Source organism: Microbacterium sp. MYb45 (genome assembly GCF_002979655.1).
Classification (GTDB): Bacteria; Actinomycetota; Actinomycetes; order Actinomycetales; family Microbacteriaceae; genus Microbacterium.
Window position 1 is genome coordinate 60,494 of record NZ_PCPG01000004.1, and the last position, 22,088, is coordinate 82,581.

The 22,088-nt window shown below is 69.8% G+C and carries 19 protein-coding genes; 9 read left to right on the top strand and 10 right to left on the bottom strand.

Annotated features, from left to right (window positions below; translation table 11 throughout):
- Nucleotide 1: 1 nt before the first annotated feature.
- From CQ034_RS09565 to CQ034_RS19765, 3 genes are read right to left on the bottom strand one after another with little or no spacing between them, the layout of a single operon-like run.
- Nucleotides 2-268 (bottom strand): DUF3039 domain-containing protein, encoded by a 267-nt coding sequence (locus tag CQ034_RS09565; RefSeq protein ID WP_026049764.1) that lies wholly within the window; start codon nucleotides 266-268, stop codon nucleotides 2-4.
- 40 nt (nucleotides 269-308) lie between these two features.
- On the bottom strand, nucleotides 309-1,874 hold the full coding sequence (locus CQ034_RS09570; protein ID WP_105710864.1) for a hypothetical protein: 1,566 nt from the start codon (nucleotides 1,872-1,874) through the stop codon (nucleotides 309-311).
- Nucleotides 1,850-3,619, bottom strand: a complete 1,770-nt coding sequence (locus tag CQ034_RS19765) for an ABC transporter ATP-binding protein (RefSeq protein WP_258134161.1) — start codon at nucleotides 3,617-3,619, stop codon at nucleotides 1,850-1,852. The genes CQ034_RS09570 and CQ034_RS19765 overlap by 25 nt, the downstream gene beginning before the upstream one ends.
- A gap of 247 nt (nucleotides 3,620-3,866) precedes the next feature.
- Here CQ034_RS19765 and CQ034_RS09580 point away from each other — a divergent pair, with 247 nt between their 5' ends.
- From CQ034_RS09580 to CQ034_RS09595, 4 genes are all read left to right on the top strand, one after another.
- Nucleotides 3,867-4,559 (top strand): NTP transferase domain-containing protein, encoded by a 693-nt coding sequence (locus tag CQ034_RS09580; RefSeq protein ID WP_029262521.1) that lies wholly within the window; start codon nucleotides 3,867-3,869, stop codon nucleotides 4,557-4,559.
- 78 nt (nucleotides 4,560-4,637) lie between these two features.
- Nucleotides 4,638-5,597 (top strand): hypothetical protein, encoded by a 960-nt coding sequence (locus tag CQ034_RS09585; RefSeq protein ID WP_105710865.1) that lies wholly within the window; start codon nucleotides 4,638-4,640, stop codon nucleotides 5,595-5,597.
- A gap of 87 nt (nucleotides 5,598-5,684) precedes the next feature.
- On the top strand, nucleotides 5,685-7,274 hold the full coding sequence (locus CQ034_RS09590) for an acyl-CoA carboxylase subunit beta (RefSeq protein ID WP_372466447.1): 1,590 nt from the start codon (nucleotides 5,685-5,687) through the stop codon (nucleotides 7,272-7,274).
- The gene (locus tag CQ034_RS09595; protein ID WP_374956815.1) at nucleotides 7,271-7,513 is read left to right on the top strand and encodes an acyl-CoA carboxylase subunit epsilon; all 243 of its coding nucleotides are present in this window, start codon (nucleotides 7,271-7,273) and stop codon (nucleotides 7,511-7,513) included. The genes CQ034_RS09590 and CQ034_RS09595 overlap by 4 nt, the downstream gene beginning before the upstream one ends.
- A 6-nt stretch (nucleotides 7,514-7,519) precedes the next feature.
- On the opposite strand, the gene CQ034_RS09600 is transcribed toward CQ034_RS09595, so the two are convergent.
- The 5 genes from CQ034_RS09600 to CQ034_RS09620 form a co-directional block, all read right to left on the bottom strand.
- Nucleotides 7,520-8,719 (bottom strand): ROK family transcriptional regulator, encoded by a 1,200-nt coding sequence (locus tag CQ034_RS09600; RefSeq protein ID WP_105710867.1) that lies wholly within the window; start codon nucleotides 8,717-8,719, stop codon nucleotides 7,520-7,522.
- Between the two features lie 311 nt (nucleotides 8,720-9,030).
- Nucleotides 9,031-10,038, bottom strand: coding sequence for a hypothetical protein (locus CQ034_RS09605; protein WP_231481809.1), 1,008 nt, complete (start codon nucleotides 10,036-10,038; stop codon nucleotides 9,031-9,033).
- Complete coding sequence (locus tag CQ034_RS09610) at nucleotides 10,035-11,270, bottom strand: ATP-binding protein (protein ID WP_105710868.1); 1,236 nt, start codon at nucleotides 11,268-11,270, stop codon at nucleotides 10,035-10,037. The genes CQ034_RS09605 and CQ034_RS09610 overlap by 4 nt, the downstream gene beginning before the upstream one ends.
- Complete coding sequence (locus CQ034_RS09615; RefSeq protein WP_029262528.1) at nucleotides 11,260-11,919, bottom strand: response regulator transcription factor; 660 nt, start codon at nucleotides 11,917-11,919, stop codon at nucleotides 11,260-11,262. Before CQ034_RS09615 ends, CQ034_RS09610 begins: the two co-directional genes overlap by 11 nt.
- Before the next feature lie 40 nt (nucleotides 11,920-11,959).
- Nucleotides 11,960-13,207, bottom strand: a complete 1,248-nt coding sequence (locus CQ034_RS09620; protein WP_105710869.1) for a class I SAM-dependent RNA methyltransferase — start codon at nucleotides 13,205-13,207, stop codon at nucleotides 11,960-11,962.
- Between the two features lie 23 nt (nucleotides 13,208-13,230).
- Between CQ034_RS09620 and CQ034_RS09625 the strand changes: the two genes are divergently transcribed.
- Both CQ034_RS09625 and CQ034_RS09630 read left to right on the top strand, forming a co-directional pair.
- Nucleotides 13,231-13,869: a nucleoside triphosphate pyrophosphatase gene (locus tag CQ034_RS09625; RefSeq protein WP_105711007.1), complete on the top strand. Its 639-nt coding sequence runs from the start codon at nucleotides 13,231-13,233 to the stop codon at nucleotides 13,867-13,869.
- A gap of 78 nt (nucleotides 13,870-13,947) precedes the next feature.
- Nucleotides 13,948-15,714 carry a biotin carboxylase N-terminal domain-containing protein gene (locus CQ034_RS09630; RefSeq protein WP_105710870.1) on the top strand — a complete coding sequence of 589 codons (1,767 nt, stop codon included), beginning with the start codon at nucleotides 13,948-13,950 and terminating at the stop codon, nucleotides 15,712-15,714.
- A gap of 70 nt (nucleotides 15,715-15,784) precedes the next feature.
- Here the strand turns inward: CQ034_RS09630 and CQ034_RS09635 are convergent, their stop codons facing one another.
- Nucleotides 15,785-17,233, bottom strand: a complete 1,449-nt coding sequence (locus CQ034_RS09635) for an NAD(P)H-quinone dehydrogenase (RefSeq protein WP_029262532.1) — start codon at nucleotides 17,231-17,233, stop codon at nucleotides 15,785-15,787.
- A 48-nt stretch (nucleotides 17,234-17,281) separates the two neighbouring features.
- Between CQ034_RS09635 and CQ034_RS09640 the strand changes: the two genes are divergently transcribed.
- The 3 genes from CQ034_RS09640 to CQ034_RS09650 are packed head-to-tail and all read left to right on the top strand — an operon-like array spanning nucleotide 17,282 to nucleotide 20,051.
- Nucleotides 17,282-18,115: a purine-nucleoside phosphorylase gene (locus CQ034_RS09640; protein ID WP_029262533.1), complete on the top strand. Its 834-nt coding sequence runs from the start codon at nucleotides 17,282-17,284 to the stop codon at nucleotides 18,113-18,115.
- The gene (locus CQ034_RS09645; RefSeq protein WP_029262534.1) at nucleotides 18,112-19,785 is read left to right on the top strand and encodes a phospho-sugar mutase; all 1,674 of its coding nucleotides are present in this window, start codon (nucleotides 18,112-18,114) and stop codon (nucleotides 19,783-19,785) included. The genes CQ034_RS09640 and CQ034_RS09645 overlap by 4 nt, the downstream gene beginning before the upstream one ends.
- 2 nt (nucleotides 19,786-19,787) lie before the next feature.
- Nucleotides 19,788-20,051 carry an HPr family phosphocarrier protein gene (locus CQ034_RS09650; RefSeq protein ID WP_029262535.1) on the top strand — a complete coding sequence of 88 codons (264 nt, stop codon included), beginning with the start codon at nucleotides 19,788-19,790 and terminating at the stop codon, nucleotides 20,049-20,051.
- A gap of 8 nt (nucleotides 20,052-20,059) precedes the next feature.
- Here CQ034_RS09650 and CQ034_RS09655 read toward each other — a convergent pair whose 3' ends face one another.
- Nucleotides 20,060-21,982, bottom strand: coding sequence for a PRD domain-containing protein (locus CQ034_RS09655; protein WP_105710871.1), 1,923 nt, complete (start codon nucleotides 21,980-21,982; stop codon nucleotides 20,060-20,062).
- Nucleotides 21,983-22,088 lie beyond the last annotated feature (106 nt).

A 22,088-nucleotide genomic window follows, 5' to 3' on the forward strand; every position in this document is an offset into this window, starting at 1 on the left:
GTCAGCCGATCATCGACTCGTAGATCTCCTTGCACGTGGGGCAGATCGGGAACTTCTCCGGGTCGCGACCCGGCGTCCACTTCTTGCCGCACAGTGCCCGCACCGGTTTCCCGGTGATCGCGGACTCGAGGATCTTGTCCTTCTTCACATAGTGCGAGAAGCGCTCGTGGTCGCCCGGCTCGAGATTCTCCTCGCGGAGGAGCTCTTCCAGTTCGCGATCAAGCGTTGCCACGCCGCCCTGATCGGGGCTGTCCAGCGGAGTACTCATCCCGAGAGTCTAGCGGCGTCGAAGACGCCGCGGGCGGTCGTCACGCGGTCTCGACGAACTCCATCAGCCTCTCGCCGCTGCGCTCGAAGATGCGGCCGCCGATGACCGCTCCGGCTGCCAGCACGGTGAGCCCGACGAGGAGCCCGACCCAGAACGTCGCCGGCGCATAGGCCGACCCCTCGAGGACCGTGGCCGCGAACAGCCAGGCAGTCGGGATGCTGACCACGATCGCTCCGAGGAAAGCGGCCGCCGGGCCGTACGTGCCTCGCGAGCTGGGCCGCTGCGGCTGCTGGAAAGGGCTGTCACCGGGCCGGGAGACCGCGTACGGGGCCACGACCGAGACGATGCTCGAGATGCCGAGCGCCGAGAACAGCAGACTCGCCGCAAGCCCCCCGAGCGGCAGCAGGAGGCTCCAGTCGCCGATGAGGAGGAGCGACAGCGGCGTGGCGATCGCGAGGACGGGAACAGCCACCAGCAGAACCGGAACCAGGCGACCGAGGCGATCGGGAAGCCCGCGCACCCCGCTCGCCACGTGGGTCCACAGAGCCGTCGAGTCGTAGGCGACGTCGTTGTGCGGCAGCCAGCCGAAGAAGAGCGCCATCACCGGGACGGGCACCAGGGCGGCGACCTCGACGGGCACGCCCGCGACGATGAGAGGAAGCACCGTCAGCACCCCGGCGACCGGCACGACGATGATGTTCATGATGTACCGGCGATCCCGGAGCCAGTACACGAGACTGCGGGCGGCGATCGCGCCGAACGCGTTGGACGGCAGGAGACCGAACCAACCGAGCCCGGTGCGCTCTCGCGAGGTGACGGGGCGCTCGGTCGTCGTGAGCAGGCGACGCACGAGCCACGACCAGGCGACCCACAGGAGGCCGACGGTGAGGATCGCCACGATGCCGCTCACCCACGCCGATGCCGTCCCTCCTGCAGCGGACGAGAAGAGGAAGGCAGGCGCCGCGGCGAACGGGCTGAACCCGAGCACCGTCGACAGCGTCGCCAGAGAGTCGGGGACGAGACCGTCCCAGCGCAGGGACCCGAGGAACACCGCGACGGGGAACGCGATCACCAGCAGCGCGAGCGCGAACAGCGCGGTGAGCTCGCGCGAGCGACGCTCGGGGAGCAGCAGGGCGTTGACCGCCATACCGATCCGGGAGACGAGCACGGTTGTCACGACGCCGAGGAGCGTCATCAGGATGGCGAGCGGCCACGGCGTTCCCGCCTGGACCGCGACGATGCAGACGCTGATGTAGACGGCGAGCAGCGCCAGGCTGGGCACACTGACGAAGGCCGCCAGCGTGAGCACCCAGGGCATCTGGCGTTCGTCCACGCCGAAGACCGCGAACCGACGGGGATCCAGCTGGTCGACCGCGCCGACGAGGATCGGGCCCACGAGGAAGCCGACGAGCAGGGCGGCCCCGCCGAGCACCGTGACCGCGCGGGCGACGGGAACAGGAGCATCGGCGAGGCTGAAGACCGCCAGGCAGACGACGACGGTGACCGCGACGACCGCAGCGAGCAGAACGAGCATCCGAACCCGACGATCGCTGCGCAGCGCCCCGACGAGCAGCGCGAACCTCAGTCGGAGAACGTGTGCAGCCACTCGAGCCCCTCCACCTCTCCGCTGGAACCGGCGAGTTCCACGAAGCGCGCTTCGAGGGTCTGGCCTGCGCGCACCTCGTCGATCGTTCCCTCTGCGAGCACCTCGCCGTTGACGATGATGGCCACACGCGAGCAGACGCGCTCGACCAGATCCATACCGTGGCTGGAGAGGATGACGGTGCCGCCGTGTGAGACGTAGGCGCGCAGGATGTCGAGGATGACCGCGGACGAGACCGGGTCGACCGACTCGAACGGCTCATCGAGCACGAGGACGCGCGGCGAGTGGATCATGGCCCCGGCGAGCATGATCTTCTTCGTCATGCCCGCCGAATAGTCCGAAACCACCCGGCTGAGCGCGTCGCCGAGATCGAACGCACGGGCGAGGTCGGACGCACGCTTCTCGATGACATCGGCCGTGAGCCCCCGCAGAAGCCCGTAGTAATAAAGGAGTTGACGCCCTGTGAGCCTGTCGAACGTGCGCAGCCGGTCGGGCAGCACACCCATCATGCGCTTCGCGGCCTGCGGCTGCGTCGCCTGATCGATTCCGCAGATCACGACGCTTCCCTCATCGGCGCGCAGCAGGCCGGCGAGGATCGAGAGCGTGGTGGTCTTGCCGGCACCGTTGGGGCCGACGACCCCGTAGAACGACCCGGCAGGCACGGTCAGGTCGATCCCGGAGACGGCACGATTGTCGCCGAACTGCTTGACGAGACCGCGGATGCTGATGGCCTCGCCGCCGGACGTGCTGTCGGATGCGCCGACCGCGTCGGAGGCCGCGTCGTCGGAGTCGACCACGGCTTCGACGACCTCGACCGACGTCGCTTCGCGCTCCGACTCGACCTCGACCTCGACCTCGGTCGGTACAGCGACGTCGTCTGCCGCCGTCACCGCGGGTGCCGCTACCTCACCGCGCACCGGTTCCTCGGATGCGGGGGCGGGTTCGATCGCCGAAGCGGACTCGACGGGAGCCGTCTGGTCGCCAGCCGGCGCCGGCTCGACGACGGGCGTTGCGGTGGCGGCAACCGTCTCGGCCTCGGCGGCGGCCGCGGCAGCCTTCTCCGCGGCAGCCTTCTCCGCGGCAGCCTTCGCCGCCGCCGTCTTCGCTGCCGCCGTCTTCGCTGCCGCGGTCTTCGCTGCCGCCGTCTTCGCGGTCGTCGACCGGGCCGTGGTCTTCGCGGCCGCAGTCTTGGCCGCCGCCGTCTTCGCTGCGGCGGTCTTGGCTGCGGCGGTCTTCGCTGCGGCGGTCTTGGCTGCCGCGGACTTCGCCGATGCCGTCGTCCCCGCGGCGGGCTTCGTCGCCGCGGCACGTGCGGCCGTGTTCTTCGCCGCGGCCGTGCGGGCCGTCGCAGACGTGCGCTTCGGAGCGGCGTTCGACGCGGATCGATCGAGCATCGCGTTCTTCAGAGGCTCCACGACGACCTCAGCGGTCGGTGCCGCCTGCTCTGCAGCCGATCTCGCCGTCGTCGTGGCGGCGGGCCTCTTGGCAGGAGCCCTCTTCGAGGCGGCAGGTTTCGCCGGAGCGCGGTTCCCGGCGTGCTTCTTCGCGGCAGTGGTCTTCGCGGCGGTCGATTTGGAAGCAGTCGACTTCGCAGCAGCGGTCTTCGCAGCCGTCGACTTCGCAGCAGCGGTCTTCGCGGGCGTCGTTTTCGCGGCAGTCGTCTTCGCCACAGGCTTCGTCGATGCCTTCGGCGGCGCGGTCTCGGTCTCGTCCACCTGGGCGGCGCGGTCGTCAGGGGAGGAAGTCACCGTCCTACGGTATCAATGGGGAGCCGCATGCCAAGGCCGCCGCGCAACATTCACCGACGAACCCTCGGATCCGACACGATGGGCCCGGAGGGCGAGCCTGTGCGTCCGGTGTGTACTCGATCACGAAATGACAACGGGAGGCTCCCCGACCCGGGGCTTCCCAGGCTGCCTCGCTACCATGAACTCGGCACGACGAAGTGTCTGGTCGGTGAATCGACCGTGAACACAACTTCCTTTAGGAGCACTCGTGACTCTTCAGACCGTCATCCTCGCCGCCGGCATGGGCTCGCGCCTCGGCCGCGCGCTGCCGAAGCCGCTCACCGAACTGAGCGACGGCCGCACGATCATGGGCCAGCAGCACGACAACATCCGCGCCGCCTTCGGTTCGGACGCGCGCATCACCACAGTGGTCGGCTATCGCGCCGAGACCATCATCGACGCCTTCCCCGCCGTCAACTACGTCCACAACGAGCGCTACGACGAGACCAATACGTCGAAGAGCCTGCTGCGCGCCCTCGGCGCGACCGGCAAGGGTGGAGTGCTGTGGATGAACGGCGACGTGGTGTTCGACCCGATGATCCTCGGTCGTGCCGCCGCCTTCATCGAGCGCGATCAGTCGTTCGTCACCGTCAACACCTCCAAGGTCAGCGACGAAGAGGTGAAGTACACGGTCACCGCCGAGGGCTTCATCAACGAGCTGTCCAAGACCGTCAAGGGCGGTCTGGGCGAGGCCGTGGGCATCAACTACATCTCCTCCGCGCACAAGAAGGCGTTCATGCGCCAGCTGCAGCGCGTCGAGGATCAGGACTACTTCGAGCGCGGTCTCGAGCTGGCCATCGCCGAGGACGGTCTCCTCCTCGAGCCGATGGACGTCTCTGACCTGTACGCGGTCGAGGTCGACTTCGCAGAAGACCTCGAGCGGGCGAACCTCTTCGTCTGACCCGGTTCCCGAACGCCCGGCCCCGTCGTGGGGCCGGGCTTTCGGCGTTTTCGCGGGCTGACTCCCTAGGATCGCCGCATGACCCCCAAGGTGCACAAGATCCACTCCCTGCCGGACGATGCTCCGTGGGACAAGGGCGTGCCTCCCGCCGGATCCCCGGAGCATCCGATGATGGTGCGGGGGCTCGACCGCGTGCTGTCGATCCAGCGCCCGCTCGTGCTCGCGCACATCCGCAGCATCCGCCTGCGCAACCCGCACGCGACGCCCGCCGAGATCATCCGCATCCTCGAGCGACGCTACCTCGCTGCCGTGACCACGGGCGGGGCGGCAGTGGGAGCGACCGCGGTCGTCCCCGGCATCGGTACCGGCGTGACCCTGGCACTCTCGGGCGTCGAGACCGTGGGTTTCGTGGAGTCGACGGCGCTCTTCGCGCAGTCGGTCGCCGAGGTGCACGGCATCGCGGTCGCCAACCCCGATCGCGCACGCGCTCTCGTGATGACCCTGATGCTGGGCAAGGAGGGCGTCGACCTGGTCGGGCAACTGGCGGGGCAGGTGGCCGGGCGCGGCGGGAGCAGATCGTCCTACTGGGGCGAGCTGGTCACGAAGTCGCTGCCCCGCGCCGCCGTCGGCCCCCTGGTCGACCAGCTCAAGAGCATGTTCGTGAAGCAGTTCGCCGCGAAGGGCGGAGCGTCGATCATCGGCAAAGCGTTGCCGTTCGGCATCGGGGCGGCGATCGGCGGGGCCGGAAACCACATCCTCGGTCGTCGCGTGCTCACCACATCGCATCGGGCGTTCGGTGCAGCTCCGATCGATCTCCCGTTCGAGCTGGAGCCCGTTCCCGGCGCCGAGAAGGTCGAACTGCGCGTGCTGCGCGGCGCCCGGTACGCCGGCACGGCGGTGGCCGGCGCTGCCGGGACGACGGTCCGCGGTGTCGAGTGGGTCGGTCGCAAAGCGCTCTCCCTCGGCCGCTCGCCCAGAAACGATCCGGCGCTGGAGGAGACCGACCACGAGCAGGAACCGGACCCCGGCGGGCACTGAGCTCGCGCGTTCATCGCCAAAGGATCGACCGACCCGTTGTGCCGAGCATCCAACGGAGCGCGTCGCCCCGACGCTAGGGTGGAATCCGTGACGGACAAGCCCGACCTCTTTACCACCGCCGGCAAGATCGCGGATCTGCGCGCTCGCTACACGGAAGCCGTCGTCGACGCGGAAGCGAAGGCGAAGGAGAAGCAGCACGCCAAGGGCAAGATGACCGCCCGCGAGCGCATCGAACTGCTCGTCGACCCCGGGAGCTTCGTCGAATTCGACGAGTATGTGCGCCACCGCACGACCGCGTTCGGCATGGACCGCTCCCGTCCCTACGGCGACTCGGTCGTCACCGGCGTCGGCACGATCAACGGACGCACCGTCGCGGTGTACTCCCAGGACTTCTCGACCTTCGGCGGATCGCTCGGCGAGGTCGCCGGCGAGAAGATCATCAAGATCATGGAGTTCGCGCTCTCCGGAGGCATGCCGTGCATCGGCATCCTCGATTCGGGCGGCGCACGCATCCAGGAGGGTGTCGTCGCGCTCGGCAAGTACGGCGAGATCTTCCGCCTGAACACCCGCGCTTCCGGAGTCATCCCGCAGATCTCCATCATCATGGGCCCGGCCGCCGGAGGAGCTGTGTACTCGCCGGCACTCACCGACTTCGTCATCATGGTCGACAAGACCAGCCAGATGTTCGTCACCGGACCCGACGTGATCAAGACCGTCACCGGCGAGGACGTGGGTATGGAGGAGCTCGGCGGCGCGTACACGCACAACACCCGCTCCGGCGTCTCGCACTATCTCGCCGAGGATGAGGACGATGCGATCGACTACGCGCGCACGCTCCTCAGCTTCCTCCCCGACAACAACATGGCGGAGCTGCCCTCGTACGAGAGCACCTTCGAGTTCGAGACCACCGACGCGGACCGCACGCTGAACACGATCGTGCCGGACTCGACGAACCAGCCCTACGACATCCACACGGTGATCGAGCACATCGTCGACGAAGGCGACTTCCTCGAGGTGCAGCCGCTGTTCGCCCCGAACATCGTGATCGGCTTCGGCCGCATCGAGGGACGTTCGGTCGGCATCATCGCCAACCAGCCGTCGCAGATGGCCGGAACGCTCAACATCGAGGCCGGAGAGAAGGCCAGCCGGTTCGTGCGCTTCTGCGATGCGTTCTCGATCCCGATCGTCACCCTCGTCGATGTGCCCGGCTACCTGCCGGGCACCGACCAGGAATGGGAAGGCGTCATCCGGCGTGGTGCGAAGCTCCTCTACGCGTACGCCGAGGCCACCGTGCCGCTGGTCACCGTCATTCTGCGCAAGGCCTACGGCGGCGCCTACATCGTGATGGGGTCCAAGCAGCTCGGCGCCGACGTGAACCTCGCCTGGCCCACCGCCGAGATCGCGGTCATGGGCGGCCAGGGTGCCGTCAACATCCTGTACCGCGGTGAGATCAAGAGGGCGGAGGAGGCCGGCGAAGACGTCGCCGCCGTGCGCACCCGCCTCGCGAACGAGTACACCTACGACGTGGCGTCGCCGTTCCTCGCGGCGGAGCGCGGCGAGCTCGACGGCATCATCGAGCCCGCGAACACCCGCGTCTCGATCGCGAAGGCGCTGCGTGCTCTGCGCGGCAAGCGTGCGGAGCTGCCGCCGAAGAAGCACGGGAACATCCCGCTGTGACCGAGCACGACACGCAGGACGCAGCATCAGGGGACGTCGCCCCGATGCTCGAGATCACCCGTGGAGCCGCCACCGAAGAGGAACTCGCCGCACTCATCGCGGTGATCAGCGAGGCGTACGCGGCCGAGGCGGCGGACGCCGTCGTCGAGGAGCCGTCGGTCTCGGCCTGGACCCGCACGCAGCGCCCGCTCCGTCGTCCGCTGCGTCGAGACATCCCCTGGGGACGATTCTCCGGCTGATCGGGATCAGTGGTCGAGCAGCAGCGCCGATGCTCGCGGGCTGAGCACGGAGTCGAGTACCACGCAGCCGGCCCCCACAGCGGCGACATCGTCACCGACGACCGTCCCGTCCACGGGCAGCGAGCGCACCGCACGTGTGGCGCTCGCCCGTTCGAGCCGGTCGGGGATCTCCCGCAGGTAGACCTCGGCCAGCCGCGACCAGAACGGGCCGCCGAAGACCACACGGTCCACGTCGAGCATGTTCGTCAGCCCGGCCGTCAGCACCGCCATGTGCGCCGCGGCCCGCGTCAGCACACCGTCGGCGAGCTCATCGCCGTCAGCCGCCCGCTGACACAGCTCCGTGAAACGCGCGTCCACCGCCTCGACATCGCTGACCTCACGATCGTCGCGGAACACTCCCGCCCGCTCCGCCTGCGCGACGATCGCCTGCGGGGTGCAGACGACCTCGACGCACCCACGGGAGCCGCACGTGCACGGCGGTCCGTCCGGGTCGACGATGAGGTGTCCGATCTCTCCGATGTTGCGGGTGCTTCCGGGGACGGCCTCCCCGTCTCTGACCAGCGCCGCCCCGATACCCGTGCCCAGATACACGAACACGAAGGAGTCGTCGGCCGACGCCCTCCGCGTCCAGAGCTCGCCCACCGCGGCGGCGGTCGTGTCCTTCTCGAGTACCACCGGGAGGCCGATCGCCTCGGCCAGCACGGAGCGAAGCGGCACGCGGTTCCAGCCGAGCAGCTTCGGCGGGTCGATCACGGTGCCCTTCTCCGCATCGAGGGGGCCGGGCGCCGCGACCCCGACACCGGCGATCGATGCCCTGTCGATGCCCGAGACCGTGATGAGCGCGTCGACCGTCGCCGCCATGGCCTGGACGATCCGAGGAGGTTCCATGGCCGGAGTGCGCACGCCGACACGCCGCACGACCGCACCGGACAGGTCGAGGAGCACGAAAGTCATGAGGGCGGGATCCAGATGCACACCGACCGAGAAGCGGCTGTCCGCGACGAGCCGCAGCGTGACGCGCGGCTTGCCCGGTCCGTTGATCGTGCGCCCGGCCTCGCGGATGAGGCCTTCATCGAGCAGCCGCCGCGTGATGTTGGTGACGGTCTGCGCCGACAGACCCGTCGCTGCGGCGAGCTCGATCCGGCTCGACCCCTCACCGGACTGACGGATGGCCTCCAACACGACGGACTGATTGAAGTCGCCCATCCGCGGAAGATTCGTGCCCCGGCGCGTTCCCATCGTCCAATGATCCCCCATCGGCGGGGAAATCGTGTCCCCCAAAATACCTACAGACAACGATTGGAAGAACCCTCAGACTGAATGAGACGCTTCGCGTTCGGCTGGTCTCTCTGTCCCAGGGTAGACAGACGCTGATCGGCCACCAGCGGACGGTTTTCGGGTAACTGTCCGCACGGCGAGGGGCAGGCGGATACGCCGCCCCTCGCCCACTCTCTACCGCCTCGACTCCGGTCTCATCCCCCACCGGAGCCGAGGGGCGGCGCGCCGCGTCGGTGGGATCAGACCGCGGCGGCGTCCCGCAGGATCTCGTGCCACAGGTCGACGGAATCATCGTCGCCGGAGGAGCGAGTGCCGGCGCGGCCGACCACGGTCACGGCGACGCGAGGATCACGAGCCGAACGGATGATGAGGCGAGCGCTCCGGGCACGGATGAGCACGGCGGCCAGCTCATCCCGGATCTCGACCCGTCGCGCCTCGTCGATGCCGTCGAAGCCGCCTTCGTCGAACACCGTCACGACCGCGCCCCGTCGACGCGCGCTGTCGATCGCATTCCGCACCGCATCGTTGAGCAGATCCGCACCGCGCAGCTCATCCCGCAGTCGCCCCTCGGCCAGACGGGCATCCAGGCGCTCCTGATCGTCCAGCGACCCGCGAGACGCCACCACACGGCTCAGGACGGGCCCCGCGACAGCCAGAGCGAACTGCGTGCGCAGGCGCCGTTCACGCTGACGCACCCGTTGCGTGGCGTGCCAGGCCGAGACCGCCTGCTGGATCTCGGCGAGGCGTTCCGTGTCGCGGACCGCGCGATCCCAGAACATCACGAGCAGACGGGCGACGACGACCCACATGATCGAGCCCACCAGACCGAGGCTCAACGCCACACCGAGGCCGAGATAGGCGGACGTCGCCGCCACCAGGACCGCCAGCGTCGCCCAGCCGACGAGGAACCGACGACGAACGACGCACACGACCCCGAGCAGGCCGAGTGCGCCGATGTACCAGGTGGCGAACGGCGCAGTGCGGTCGGCGGGGTCGAGCGCGAACGTCACCAGCGCCGGGATGACGGCACTGGCCAGCAGCGCGAGCACGGCCGACCACAACGGCATCCGCACCGAAGTGGCGCTGCCGAGGATCGCGATGTTGACGACGACGAGGTAGAGACCGATCGCGAGGACCATCGCCAGCGGTGCGGTCGGCTGCTCGATCCACCAGATACCGCGCGCGACGAAGTACAGCGCGAACCCGACGGCGAGCGAGGTGGCGACGCTGCGGACGGTGCGGTTCACGAGCGCTCCCAGCCCAGGACCACGATCGTGCCGTGCTCGTCGGATCGGATCTCCGCGGTGCCCGCGACGCCGGCCATGCGAGCGAGGATGGACGCCCGGATGCCGAGACGATCCGCCCCGATGCTCTCGACGTCGAAACCCGGCCCGGCGTCGGACACCGTGACGGCGATCCCCTCGTCGCCGTGACCCTCGGCGACGATGTGCAGGCCGCGCCCGCCGGCATGTGCGATGGCGTTGCCGATGGCCTGACGCGCGGCGAGCACCAGGGCCCGGGCCGCGCGACCGGGAATCAGCCCGATCCCGCCCCGCTCCTCGACGATCGCGTCGGCGCCGAGTTCGGAGAGCGCTCGACGCAGCTCCACCACGATCTGCGCCGTCCCGATCGGCTCATCACTCCCCTCCTGCGCCACCGCGGCCTCGGTGTTCGCCAGCCGGGTGAGCGCTTCGCGCGCCATCGCGACAGCGAGCTCCTTCGCCCGATCGCCTTCGGCGCGCTCCGCGGCGATCAGCGCAGCCAGGACGCTGTCGTGCATGAGTGCCGACATGGCCACCCGCTCCTCCTCTGCGGCAGCAGCAGCGGCGGCGGTCGAGTACGACGAGACCGCCTGACCTCTGGCCTCGTCCACGCCGGCCGCGACCGAGCGGAACATCCAGCCGAGCGAGATCATGACAACGCCCAGGATCAGCGTGAACGACACATCGAACGCGGTCGTCACCCAGAACTCCCGCGAGAACTCGCCCTGGACGAGTCGGACGTACCCGTAGACGAACGGCATCCCCGCCGCCCAGGCGAACTGGAGTCGCAGGGGGAACGCGAGCATCGCCGCGACCACGCCGACGTTGACGAGGAAGAATATCCACGGCTGATCCCCCGCACTCTTGTCGGTCGGATCGACGACGGTCGGCCATGCGGCCAGGGCCAGGACGTAGATCACGGCGAAGACGCCGGAGAAGAGGCGGACACCGCGCCCGATCAGACACGCGGCGAGCATCGCCGCCAGGGGCACGAAGACCGCGGCCAGGATCACGGCATCCGCCGCATCTGTACGCAACGGAGAGCTCAGCGCGGCGATCAGAGCCTGCACGCCGAGCGCAGCAGAGCCGATCGCCACGACGATCGCGAGGATCCGCTCCATTCGCTTGCCGGTGAAGCGCTCGAACTCGGTGTCCGCGCTGCCGGGCGAGGGGATCTTGCTCCAGGCATCGCGGATGCTGAGCGGATCAGCGGGCACTCGCCGCCCCGTCGGCCGCGACGATCCCGTCTTCCATCGCCCGACGGAGGAGGTCGACCTTGGTGGGTGCCGGACGACCGACCTCGACGTACTTCACGCGGACGCGGGTGATGTTCTCCTTGGCCGTGGAGTAGGCGACGCCGAGACGTTCGGCGACCGCCTTCAGCGGCAGTCCCGTGGCATAGAGCCGGAGCACCTCGCGCTCGCGAGTGGAGAGCTGCGCGTCGGCGAACGCCCGATCGCCGTCGACGGCGCTGGCCCATTCGACGTTGTTGAGCGCTTCGCCCTGGGCGACGGTGCGGATCGCATCCAACACGTCGTCGAGAGCGGATGACTTGCTGACGACGCCGGCGGCGCCGGCCGAGAGCGCCTCGCGCACTGCTGCGGGACGGTCGGCCACGCTGTGGATCACGACGCTCGCCCCGTCGTTCACGAGCGAGGTCACGTTCTCCGTCACGGTCGACCCGTCACCGAGAGTGAGGTCGAGCACGACCACGTCGGCCGGAGCGGACGCGGAGGCCACTCGCCACTCGAGGTAGGAGACGACCGTGCTGCCGGAGAACACCACCGTCTGCGAATCACGCGCGCACGCGGCCTCGAGGCCGAGGCGAACGGACTCGTGATCGTCGATGAGTGCGACCCTGCTCATCCACCCAGCCTAGTGAGTACCCGGCGGCGGCCGGGATCGGTCACCGGGTGAGGAGCGCGACGACCTCGAAGTGGTGCGAGTGCGGGAAGAGGTCGAAGCCGCGCAGCCGGTCGACCTTCCACCCGAGGGTCCGGAACGTCCCGAGGTCTCTGGCGAGGGCCACCGGGTCGCACGCGACGTACGCGATGGCCTCCGGCGCGAGGGCGTGCACCGCGTCGACGACCTGGCGCCCTGCCCCGGCACGCGGCGGGTCGAGGATGACGGCTCCGGTGCGCCCCCCGCTCTTCTGCGTGGAGAGGAAGCGATCGACGCGCGCGGTCACGGCCTTCACGTCGAGCGGGGCGAGGTTGGCGGCGGCGTGCTGCGTGGCCCGCGCGCTCGACTCGACCGTGACGATGTCGGTGCCGCCGAGGTCGGCGAGGGTCGCAGCGAAGAGTCCGACACCGCCGTAGAGGTCGTAGTGCGTCTTCTGCTCGTCGACGTGTCCCTCGAGCACGCCGTAGACCGCGGCGTCGAGCACGGACGCCGCGCGCGGGTGCACCTGCCAGAATCCCGTCGCATCGACCTGGAAGCGGCGGTCGCCGACGACCTCCTCGATCACTTCCGGTGTCGGGCGGCGACGGAAGCCGCGAGCGACCTTCGCCGGCCGCTCGGTCTCTTCCCGCCGGATGACACGGACCTTGCCATCAGCGGGCTCGACGAGTTCGATGCGTCCGGGTGCCTCGCCGTGGAGGGCGAGTGCGGCCTCGGCGATGGCGGGACGCGAGAGTGGATAGCGGGTGACGGGGATGACGCGGTGGCTGCGCGCAGCGAACGGACCGACCTCACCCGAGTCGTCGACGTGCAGGGTGACGCGGGTGCGCCAGCCGGTGCCGTCACCGGAGTCGACGGCCTCGATCTCGGGAGCGACGAGACCTGAGCCCGCGAATCGGTCGAGCGCCTCCGTCAGCACCTGGCGCTTGAGCACCCGCTGATGCCCGAGGTCGATGTGGCCGAGATCGGCTCCGCCCGGGCGGTCCGCCGGATCACGGGAGAGATCGGCCTCGGCCCAGATGTGCGGGCGGCGGTGCTCCGAGGAGTCGAGCACCTCGATCGTCTCGGCCCGCCAGAAGCTGCGGGTGGAGGCGTCCGCGCCCTCCTGCGGGGCGATCACCCTGGCACGGACACGCTCCCCGGGGATCGCATCGGAGACGAAGACCACGCGGCCCTCATGGCGGGCGACGAAGGTGCCCCCGTGTGCGATGCCGGTGATGTCGAGTTCGAGCACGTCGGCTGCGGAGGAAGTCATTCTTCGAGGATACGGTGGTGGACATGCGCGTCTGCCTCGCCTCCACGTCTCCCGCCCGACTGATGCTGCTGAGGCAGGCGGGGATCGAGCCGCTCACCCTGTCTCCGGACGTCGACGAGGATGCCGTCGCCGCAGCCGCCGAGGCCGAACACGGCGCCGTGCTCGCCCCCGCCGAGCTGGTGCTGCTCCTCGCCCGCGCCAAGGCCGCAGCGGTCGCCCGCAGTCTCGCAGAGGAGGGCGAGTTCGACGGTCTCGTGATCGGCGGTGACTCGATGTTCGCGCTCGGCGGGCGGGTCTACGGCAAGCCGTACACCGCGGAGGAGGCCACCCGGCGGTGGGAGGAGATGCGCGGCGCGACCGGCATCCTGCACTCCGGGCACTCGGTGTTCCGGGTCGTTCCCGGCGCGGAGCCCGTCGAGGCGACCGCCGTCGCCGAGGCGGCGGTGACCTTCGCCGACGACGTGAGCGACGCGGAGATCGCGGCCTACGTGGCCTCGGGCGAGCCGCTGCACGTGGCCGGAGCCTTCACCGTGGACAGTCTGGGCGGCGCCTTCATCACCCGGGTCGACGGCGATCCCTCGACCGTCGTGGGCATGTCCCTGTCGACCGTGCGGCGCCTGGCCGCGGAGCTCGGCGTCCGATGGACGGATCTGTGGTCGTAGACTCCCCTCCACGTTTCCCCCACTTTCTTGTGGGGAGTCGTCAAAGGGATCGAGGGCCTTCTCGCTAGGCTGGCAACCATGCCTGCTATCGCCAAGGTGCTCGTCGCCAACCGCGGCGAGATCGCCGTACGCATCATCCGCGCCGCTCGAGACTCCGGGATCGCGTCGGTCGCCGTCTACGCCGACCAGGATCGTGATGCCCTGCACTCCCGTCTCGCAGACGAGGCGTACGCGCTCGGCGGCTCGACCAGCGCCGAGACGTACCTGCAGATCGAGAAGATCCTCTCCATCGCCCGCCGCGCCGGTGCCGACGCCGTGCACCCCGGCTACGGGTTCCTCGCCGAGAACGCCGAGTTCGCCCGCGCCATCATCGACGCGGGGATGACCTGGATCGGCCCGTCGCCCGAGGCGATCGAGGCCCTCGGCGACAAGGTGACCGCGCGTCACGTCGCCGAGAAGGTCGGTGCTCCCCTCGCGCCCGGAACCCCCGGTCCCGTGGCCGGAGCCGACGAGGTCATCGCCTTCGCGAAGGAGTTCGGCCTCCCGATCGCCATCAAGGCGGCATACGGCGGCGGCGGACGTGGCCTCAAGGTCGCCCGCGAGCTCGACGAGGTCGCCGAGCTGTTCGAGTCGGCCACCCGCGAGGCCGTCGCCGCCTTCGGTCGCGGCGAGTGCTTCGTCGAGAAGTACCTCGACAAGCCGCGCCACGTCGAGACGCAGTGCCTGGCCGATGCCGAGGGCAACGTCGTCGTCATCTCCACGCGCGACTGCTCGCTGCAGCGCCGCCACCAGAAGCTCGTCGAAGAGGCTCCTGCACCGTTCCTGACCGAGGAGCAGAACGACCTGCTCTACTCGGCGTCGAAGGCCATCCTCAAGGAGGTCGGATACGTCGGCGCGGGCACCTGCGAGTTCCTGATCGGCGCCGACGGCACGGTCTCGTTCCTCGAGGTGAACACCCGCCTGCAGGTCGAGCACCCGGTCTCCGAAGAGGTCACCGGCATCGACCTGGTGCGCGAGCAGTTCCGCATCGCGGCCGGCGGCACCATCGACTACGAAGACCCGAAGCCGCAGGGCCACTCCATCGAGTTCCGCATCAACGGTGAGGACCCCGGTCGCGGGTTCCTCCCCCAGCCCGGTCCGATCCACGTCTTCAAGACCTTCGGGGGTCCCGGCATCCGCCTCGACTCCGGCGTCACCGCCGGCGACTCGGTCTCGGGCGCGTTCGACTCGCTGCTCGCGAAGATCATCGTGACCGGCAAGGACAGGGCGGAGGCGCTGGAGCGCTCCCGCCGCGCACTCGACGAGTTCGAGGTCGCCGGTCTCCCCACCGTCATCCCGTTCCACCGCAAGGTCGTCCGCGACCCGGCATTCACGGCCGAGAACGGTGAGTTCGGCATCTTCACCCGCTGGATCGAGACCGAGTTCGTCAACGACATCCCCGCGTGGGACGGCGAGCTCGAGTCGCCGGCCGCCGGCGAGTCGCGCCACACCGTCGTCGTCGAGGTCTCCGGCAAGCGCCTCGAGGTGAGCCTGCCCGACCGCGTGGCGGTCGCTCCGGGCACCGCGGGTCGCCCCGCCGTCGTGCCGCCCTCGCGGCGCAGCCACGCCACCACGGCCAACGCGGGCGCATCCGGCGACGCGGTGAAGTCGCCCATGCAGGCCACGGTCGTCAAGATCGCCGTCGAAGACGGTCAGCAGGTCGTCAAGGGCGATCTCGTCGTCGTGCTCGAGGCGATGAAGATGGAGCAGCCGCTGCAGGCGCACAAGGACGGCATCATCGGCAACATCAACGCGGATGCCGGTTTGACGGTCTCCGCCGGACACCAGTTGCTCACGATCAGCTGATCCCCGCCTACCCCCGCCTACGAGAAAGGCGCCCCATTGAGGTGGGGCGCCTTTCTCGTCGTCCGGTGTCTCAGGAGATGTTCACGAGGTGCATCGCCCGGCTGGCATCGGTGATGCTGCTCGAGAGCGACGGGTATGCCGCGAACACCCGCGAGACCTGGTCGACCGTGAGGCGACGCTCGACCGCCACAGCGATCGGATAGATCAGCTCGGAGGCCTTCGGGGCCACGATCACGCCGCCGATGACGGTGCCGGATCCCTTGCGGGCGATGAGCTTGACGAAGCCGTCCTTGATGCCCATCATCTTGGCGCGGGGGTTGGCCGCGAGCGGGAGCTTGTAGACCATGCCGTCCGCGACGCCGTCCTCGACGTCCTTCACCCCGTATCCGACCGTCGCGATCTCCGGAGCGGTGAAGATGTTCGAGGTGATCTTGATGAGTTCCAGCGGGATCACGATGTCACCGAGCGCGTGGAAGACAGCCGTGCGCCCCTGCATGGATGCGACCGAGGCGAGCGGGAAGAAGTTCGTGCAGTCCCCGACCGCGTAGACGTTGGGCACCGAGGTGCGCGCGACCTTGTTCACCCGCACGTGACCCGAGTCGTCGAGCTCGACGCCGGCCTCCTCCAGGCCGATCCCCGCGGTGTTCGGGATCGAGCCCACCGCCATGAGGCAGTGGCTCCCCTCGACCGTGCGACCGTCGGACAGCGTGACGGTCACGCCCTCCTTCGTGGCCTCGACCTTGTCGGCACGGGACTTCGAGAGCACCTGCATCCCGCCGCGCTTGAACACCTTCTCCAGGACGCTCGCCGCATCCTTGTCCTCACCGGGAAGCACCTGCTCGCGGCTGGAGATGAGCGTGACCTTGGCGCCGAGGTTCATGTAGGCGGAGGCGAACTCCGCGCCGGTCACGCCGGAGCCCACGACGATGAGGTGTTCCGGCAGCGCTTTCATGTCGTACAGCTGCGTCCACGTGAGGATGCGCTTGCCGTCGGGCTTCGCGGAATCGAGCTCACGGGGCGACGCCCCCACGGCCACGACGATGGTGTCGGCCTCGACGCGGTCGAAGTCGGTGCCCTTCTCGCCCGTCGACACCACGATCGCGGTGGGACCCTCGAGGCGCCCGTGCCCGGAGAGGATCCGGACGCCGGCTTCGAGCAGAGTCGCCCGCATATCCTCGGACTGCTGCCCGGCGAGCGCGATGAGACGCTTGTTGACGGCGGCGAGGTTGATCGCGATCTCGGGCTTGAGCGGCTTGCCGTTCTCCCCCTTCGCGTAGAAGTTCACCCCGAGGTCGCTCGCCTCGGAGATGGCCACCGCGGCATCAGCCGTCGCGATCAGGCTCTTGGAGGGCACGACGTCGGTGAGGACGGCCGATCCGCCGACTCCCACCCGCTCGACCAGCGTCACCTCCGCCCCGAGCTGAGCGGCCGCGAGAGCCGCCTCGTAACCGCCGGGACCGCCGCCGAGGACGGCGACGCGCTGAGTGCGCTCGAAAGTGGTGGAAGACATGCAACCCATTCTTCCGCAATCCTGGCCCCGGAGCCTGCACCTTCCTAGAGTGGATCCATGCCCGAAACGCACAGCAACCCTCTCGATGACCCGACCGCGAACCCGTTCGAGGTCGCCGCCCAGGCCGCCGCCGACATCGCGCGTCTGACCGGAGTCGAGAATCACGACATCGCCCTCACCCTCGGCAGCGGCTGGGGCAAGGCCGCCGACATCATCGGCGAGACCGTCGCGACGATCCCCGCCACCGAGGTGACCGGGTTCTCGAAGCCCGCGCTGGAGGGACACGTCGGCACGCTCCGCAGCATCCGCACGCCCGGGGGCAAGAACGTCCTCGTGATCGGCGCCCGCACCCATTACTACGAGGCCCACGGCGTCCGTCGCGTCGTGCACAGCGTCCGCACCGCCGCCGCCACGGGGGCCAAGATCATGGTGCTCACGAACGGCGCCGGAGGCATCCGCGAGACGTGGACGCCCGGCCAGCCGGTGCTGATCAGCGACCACATCAACCTCACCGCCGACTCCCCGCTCGAGGGAGCGACCTTCGTCGACCTGACGGACCTGTACGCGAAGCGCCTCCGCGACATCGCGCGCAGCATCGACCCGATGCTCGACGAGGGCGTGTACACCCAGTTCCGCGGCCCGCACTACGAGACCCCGGCCGAGGTGCAGATGGCGAAGCACATCGGCGGACACATCGTCGGCATGTCGACCGCTCTCGAGGCGATCGCCGCCCGCGAGGCCGGCATGGAGATCCTCGGGTTCTCCCTCATCACGAACCTGGCTGCCGGGATCCAGCAGACCCCGCTCAGCCATGCCGAGGTGATCGAGGCGGGCCGCGAGGCCGAACCGGTGATCTCGGCGCTCCTGGCCAGGGTGGTCGAGGCCCTGTGAGCGAGGAGCGGCTCGCACAGGCGCGCGCCTGGCTGCGACAGGACCCCGATCACGAGACCCGCGACGAGCTCGCCGGTCTGATCACTCGAGCCTCCGGCGGGGACGGTGCCGCCGTCGCGGAACTCGACGACCGGTTCCGCGCGCGCCTCGAGTTCGGAACCGCCGGCCTCCGCGGCGAGCTCGGCGCGGGGAGCAACCGGATGAACCGCGTCCTCGTGGCGCAGGCGGCCGCGGGATTCGCCGCGTACCTGCGCGAGAAGGCGGTTCCCGGGCACACCCCGACCGTCGTGATCGGCTACGACGGCCGCCGGAACTCCCGAGTGTTCGCCACGGACTCCGCCGAACTCTTCGCCGGTGCCGGTCTGCGCGCGATCCTGCTGCCCCGCCTGCTGCCGACCCCCGTGCTCGCCTTCGCCGTGCGCCACTTCGGCGCCGACGCCGGCGTCATGGTGACGGCGAGCCACAACCCGCCGAACGACAACGGCTACAAGGTGTATCTCGGCGGCGCCGATCAGGGCTCGCAGATCGTCTCCCCCGCGGATGCCGAGATCGCCGCGCACATCCAGCGCACGGCCGACACCGGCTCCGTGGCGGCGCTGCCCCGCTCCGCGGCCTACGAGACCGCCGGCGAGGACGTCGTCGAGGCCTACATCGCGGCCACCGCCGCCGTCGCTCCCGCACCCGCCGGATCCTCCGGCATGCGGTGGGTCTACACCGCCATGCACGGGGTGGGCTGGGAGACACTGTCGCGCATCGTCCGGGACGCCGGCTACCCCCAGCCGTTCGTCGTCGACGAGCAGCTCACGCCCGATGCGACCTTCCGCACCGTCTCGTTCCCGAATCCCGAGGAGCCGGGGGCGATGGACCTCGCCTTCGCGCGGGCCCGCCGTGTGAAAGCGGACTTCATCCTCGCCAACGACCCCGACGCCGACCGCCTCGCCGTCGCAGTTCCCGACGACTCCGCCGCGGACGGCTGGCGTCGTCTGACGGGCAACGAGGTGGGACTCCTGCTCGGCGCGAGGGCCGCCCGCGCCGCGGCCGGCACCCCCGGAGCCTCGCTCGCCTGCTCGCTCGTGTCGTCGCCCGGACTGGGTGCCGTCGCCGCGCACCACGGACTCGACTTCCACGAGACCCTGACCGGATTCAAGTGGATCTCCCGCGCCCCCGGCATCGTCTTCGGATTCGAGGAGGCGCTCGGGTACCTCGTCAACCCCGAGACCGTGCGCGACAAGGACGGAGTGTCCGCGGCGGTCGCCGTGCTCGGACTCGCCGCCGAGGCGCGAGACCGCGGGGCCACGCTCGTCGATCTGCTCGATGAGTTGGGCGAGACGTACGGGCACTTCGCCAGCGGCCAGGTCTCGGTGCGCGTCGAGGATCTCGCCGTCATCGGCAATGTCATGCTCGCGCTGCGCTCGCTGCCGCCGACACACATCGCCGGACGCAGCATCACGTCGGCCGAAGACCTGCTGCAGGCGGCACCGGGACAGCCCTCCGGCGACGTGCTGCGGTATCGCCTCGGCGACGGCTCGCGCGTCATCGTCCGACCGAGCGGCACAGAACCGAAGCTCAAGGTCTACATCGACGCCCGAGCGGACTCCGCCGAAGCCGCACGCGGTGCCGTGGCCGAGCTCGAGGCGGGAGTGCGCGCCCTGCTCGACGAGCGCTCCTGAGCATGCCCACCCGACGCCTGATCGTCAGCGCGCACAACGGCGCGCACGCCCGGCCGGTGGCCGAGCTCGTGCGACTCGCGCAGTCGCACGGAGCCCCGGTGACCCTGCGCACCGCCGACGGCACGACCGTCGACCTGAGCAGCGTGCTGGCGGTCATGGACCTCGGGATCTCGTCCGGTGACGCGGTCGTGCTCGAGACGGCGGCGTCCGACACCGCGGACGACGTGCTGGATCAGCTCGCCGAGGTGCTCGCGCCTCGGGCGTGAGACGCGGATCAGCCGTCGATCACCGCGACGAGCTCGTCGAGGAAGGCCTCGAACGTGGTGCCCCTGCGGACGATGCGCTGCACGCTCTCGCGCTCGCTGAACACCTCGACCAGCTGCTCGAAAACCGTCTGGAACGCCGCCCGATCGCTCTCGCTGAACGCGGCGAGCGCGACGACCTGCACGCGTCCGCCGCCCCACGCGGCCGAGCCGTCCGCCACACCGATCGCGATGGCCGTGCGGGTCGCCGTCATCTGCAGCGCGTGCGGCACCGCGAGCGCATCCGTGAAGGCGGTCGACGACATCCGCTCGCGCACGATCGTGTTCTCGACGTAGTCCTCGCCGATCAGTCCCGCCCGCACCAGGAGACCACCGAGACGCCTGATGATCGCCTCCTCCCCCTCATCCGGCAACGGGAAGACGTAGGCGTCGGCCAGGAAGTAGCGCGCGAGTTCGCCGCGTAGGCGGGTGAGGCGTCGCCCGCGTCGGACGCGGGCGGCGGCCTGCTGGATGCGGTCGACGTCGGCGTCCGTCAGGAACGGCTGGATGCGGACGAATCGGTCGCCCGCATCCCCCGGTTCGATCGTGCTCAGGACGAGATCGGTGTCGAAGGAGGTCCAGTCGGGATCGACGTTGGTGACGACGGTCGTGACCTCGATCGCCGAGCCGAGTGAGCGGTCGACGCTCGAGCGCAGCAGCTCGTGCAGCTCCTGGTAGCCGGGGCAGACGATCGTGGCCGTCAGGATCGACTCCGCCTTGCGACTGCGCTCGAGTCGCCCGCCGACGTGCATGGCGATGTAGGCGATCTCATCGTCGTGGATGGGTGTGCCGACGCGGTCGTGGAGCCCGCTCGCAATCGAGACCGCCACCTCGAAGATCATCGGATACGTCGTCTTGAGCGAGCGGGTGAGCGGGTTGCGCGTCAGTGCGCTCTCCTCGGCCCGCCGCAGCAGGTTCTGCACGTGCAGGGCGAGTCGGAGGACGAAGGTCTCGTCCACGAGATCGACCTGGAAGTCTTCGGCGGCGCGGGCGATCTCCGCCCGGACCGCGGCTTCGACGGCCGGGTCCACACCGCTGCGCGCGACCTCTCTCGTCGCGTCCTCCCCCGGCGCGACGATCCGGGTCAGGACCAGGGAGGCGAGGTGACCGCTGTCGCCGTCGCCGAGGACCACGTCGAAGTGCTCGGCGGCGAGCCGGGCGATGACGGCACCCACCCGCGGGATCTCCTCCCGGGCACCCGCCGGCGACGACTCGAGGGCGTACCCCGCGGCCACCCGCTCGGCGGCGATCGCGATGTGCAGCAGCACGTCGGCGATCGCGAGCTCGTTCACGTAGTAGCCGAGCTCGCCGAGTTCCCGCACCAGTGACGTCTTGAACGGACCGACCGCGCTGGCGGCCACCGCAGACCTCGACAGGGCACGCCGGAAGGTCTCCGGATGGAAGGAGGCGTCATCCATCTCGTCGTGCGCGAGTCTGCTGAGCAGGCGCCGCTGGGCGGCTTCGTTCCCTCGCAGTCGCACCCTCTCGCGGTCGCGCTCGAGCGCGAGTTCGGTGCCGTCGAGCAGACTGCGCACCCTGACCAGGTCCGCCTCGAGAGTCGCCTCACTCACGTGCAGCTCGTCAGCCGTGTCGAACACGTCGATCCCGGCGGGCTCGTCGAGCAGCAGCCGCACCAGCGTGTGCAGACGATCGCGGGGCGCGGACTCGCCGCTCTGGCGCATCCGGAGCGCACCACGGGCACCGGATCCTGCGCGATACCCGGCCGGGCCGGATTCGATCACGCCGGCCCCCGGAGTCCGTGCGTTCAGCGCTGCCACGTACGACCGGATGCTGCGGGGCGTGACCCCGAGCAGATCGGCGAGGCTGGCCGCCGTCGCCCACCCCTCCTGGCGCAGCAGAGCGGTGAGGAGCTGGTCCTGGCGCTGGCGCGACATGATCCTCCCCTTCCCGCTTGGTGACCGCACTGTCTCGACGTGGTCTCCATGATGTCAGCATGCCGGCATCCCCGGGCGGAAACCGGGGTTCCGCCCGGGCGGAAAG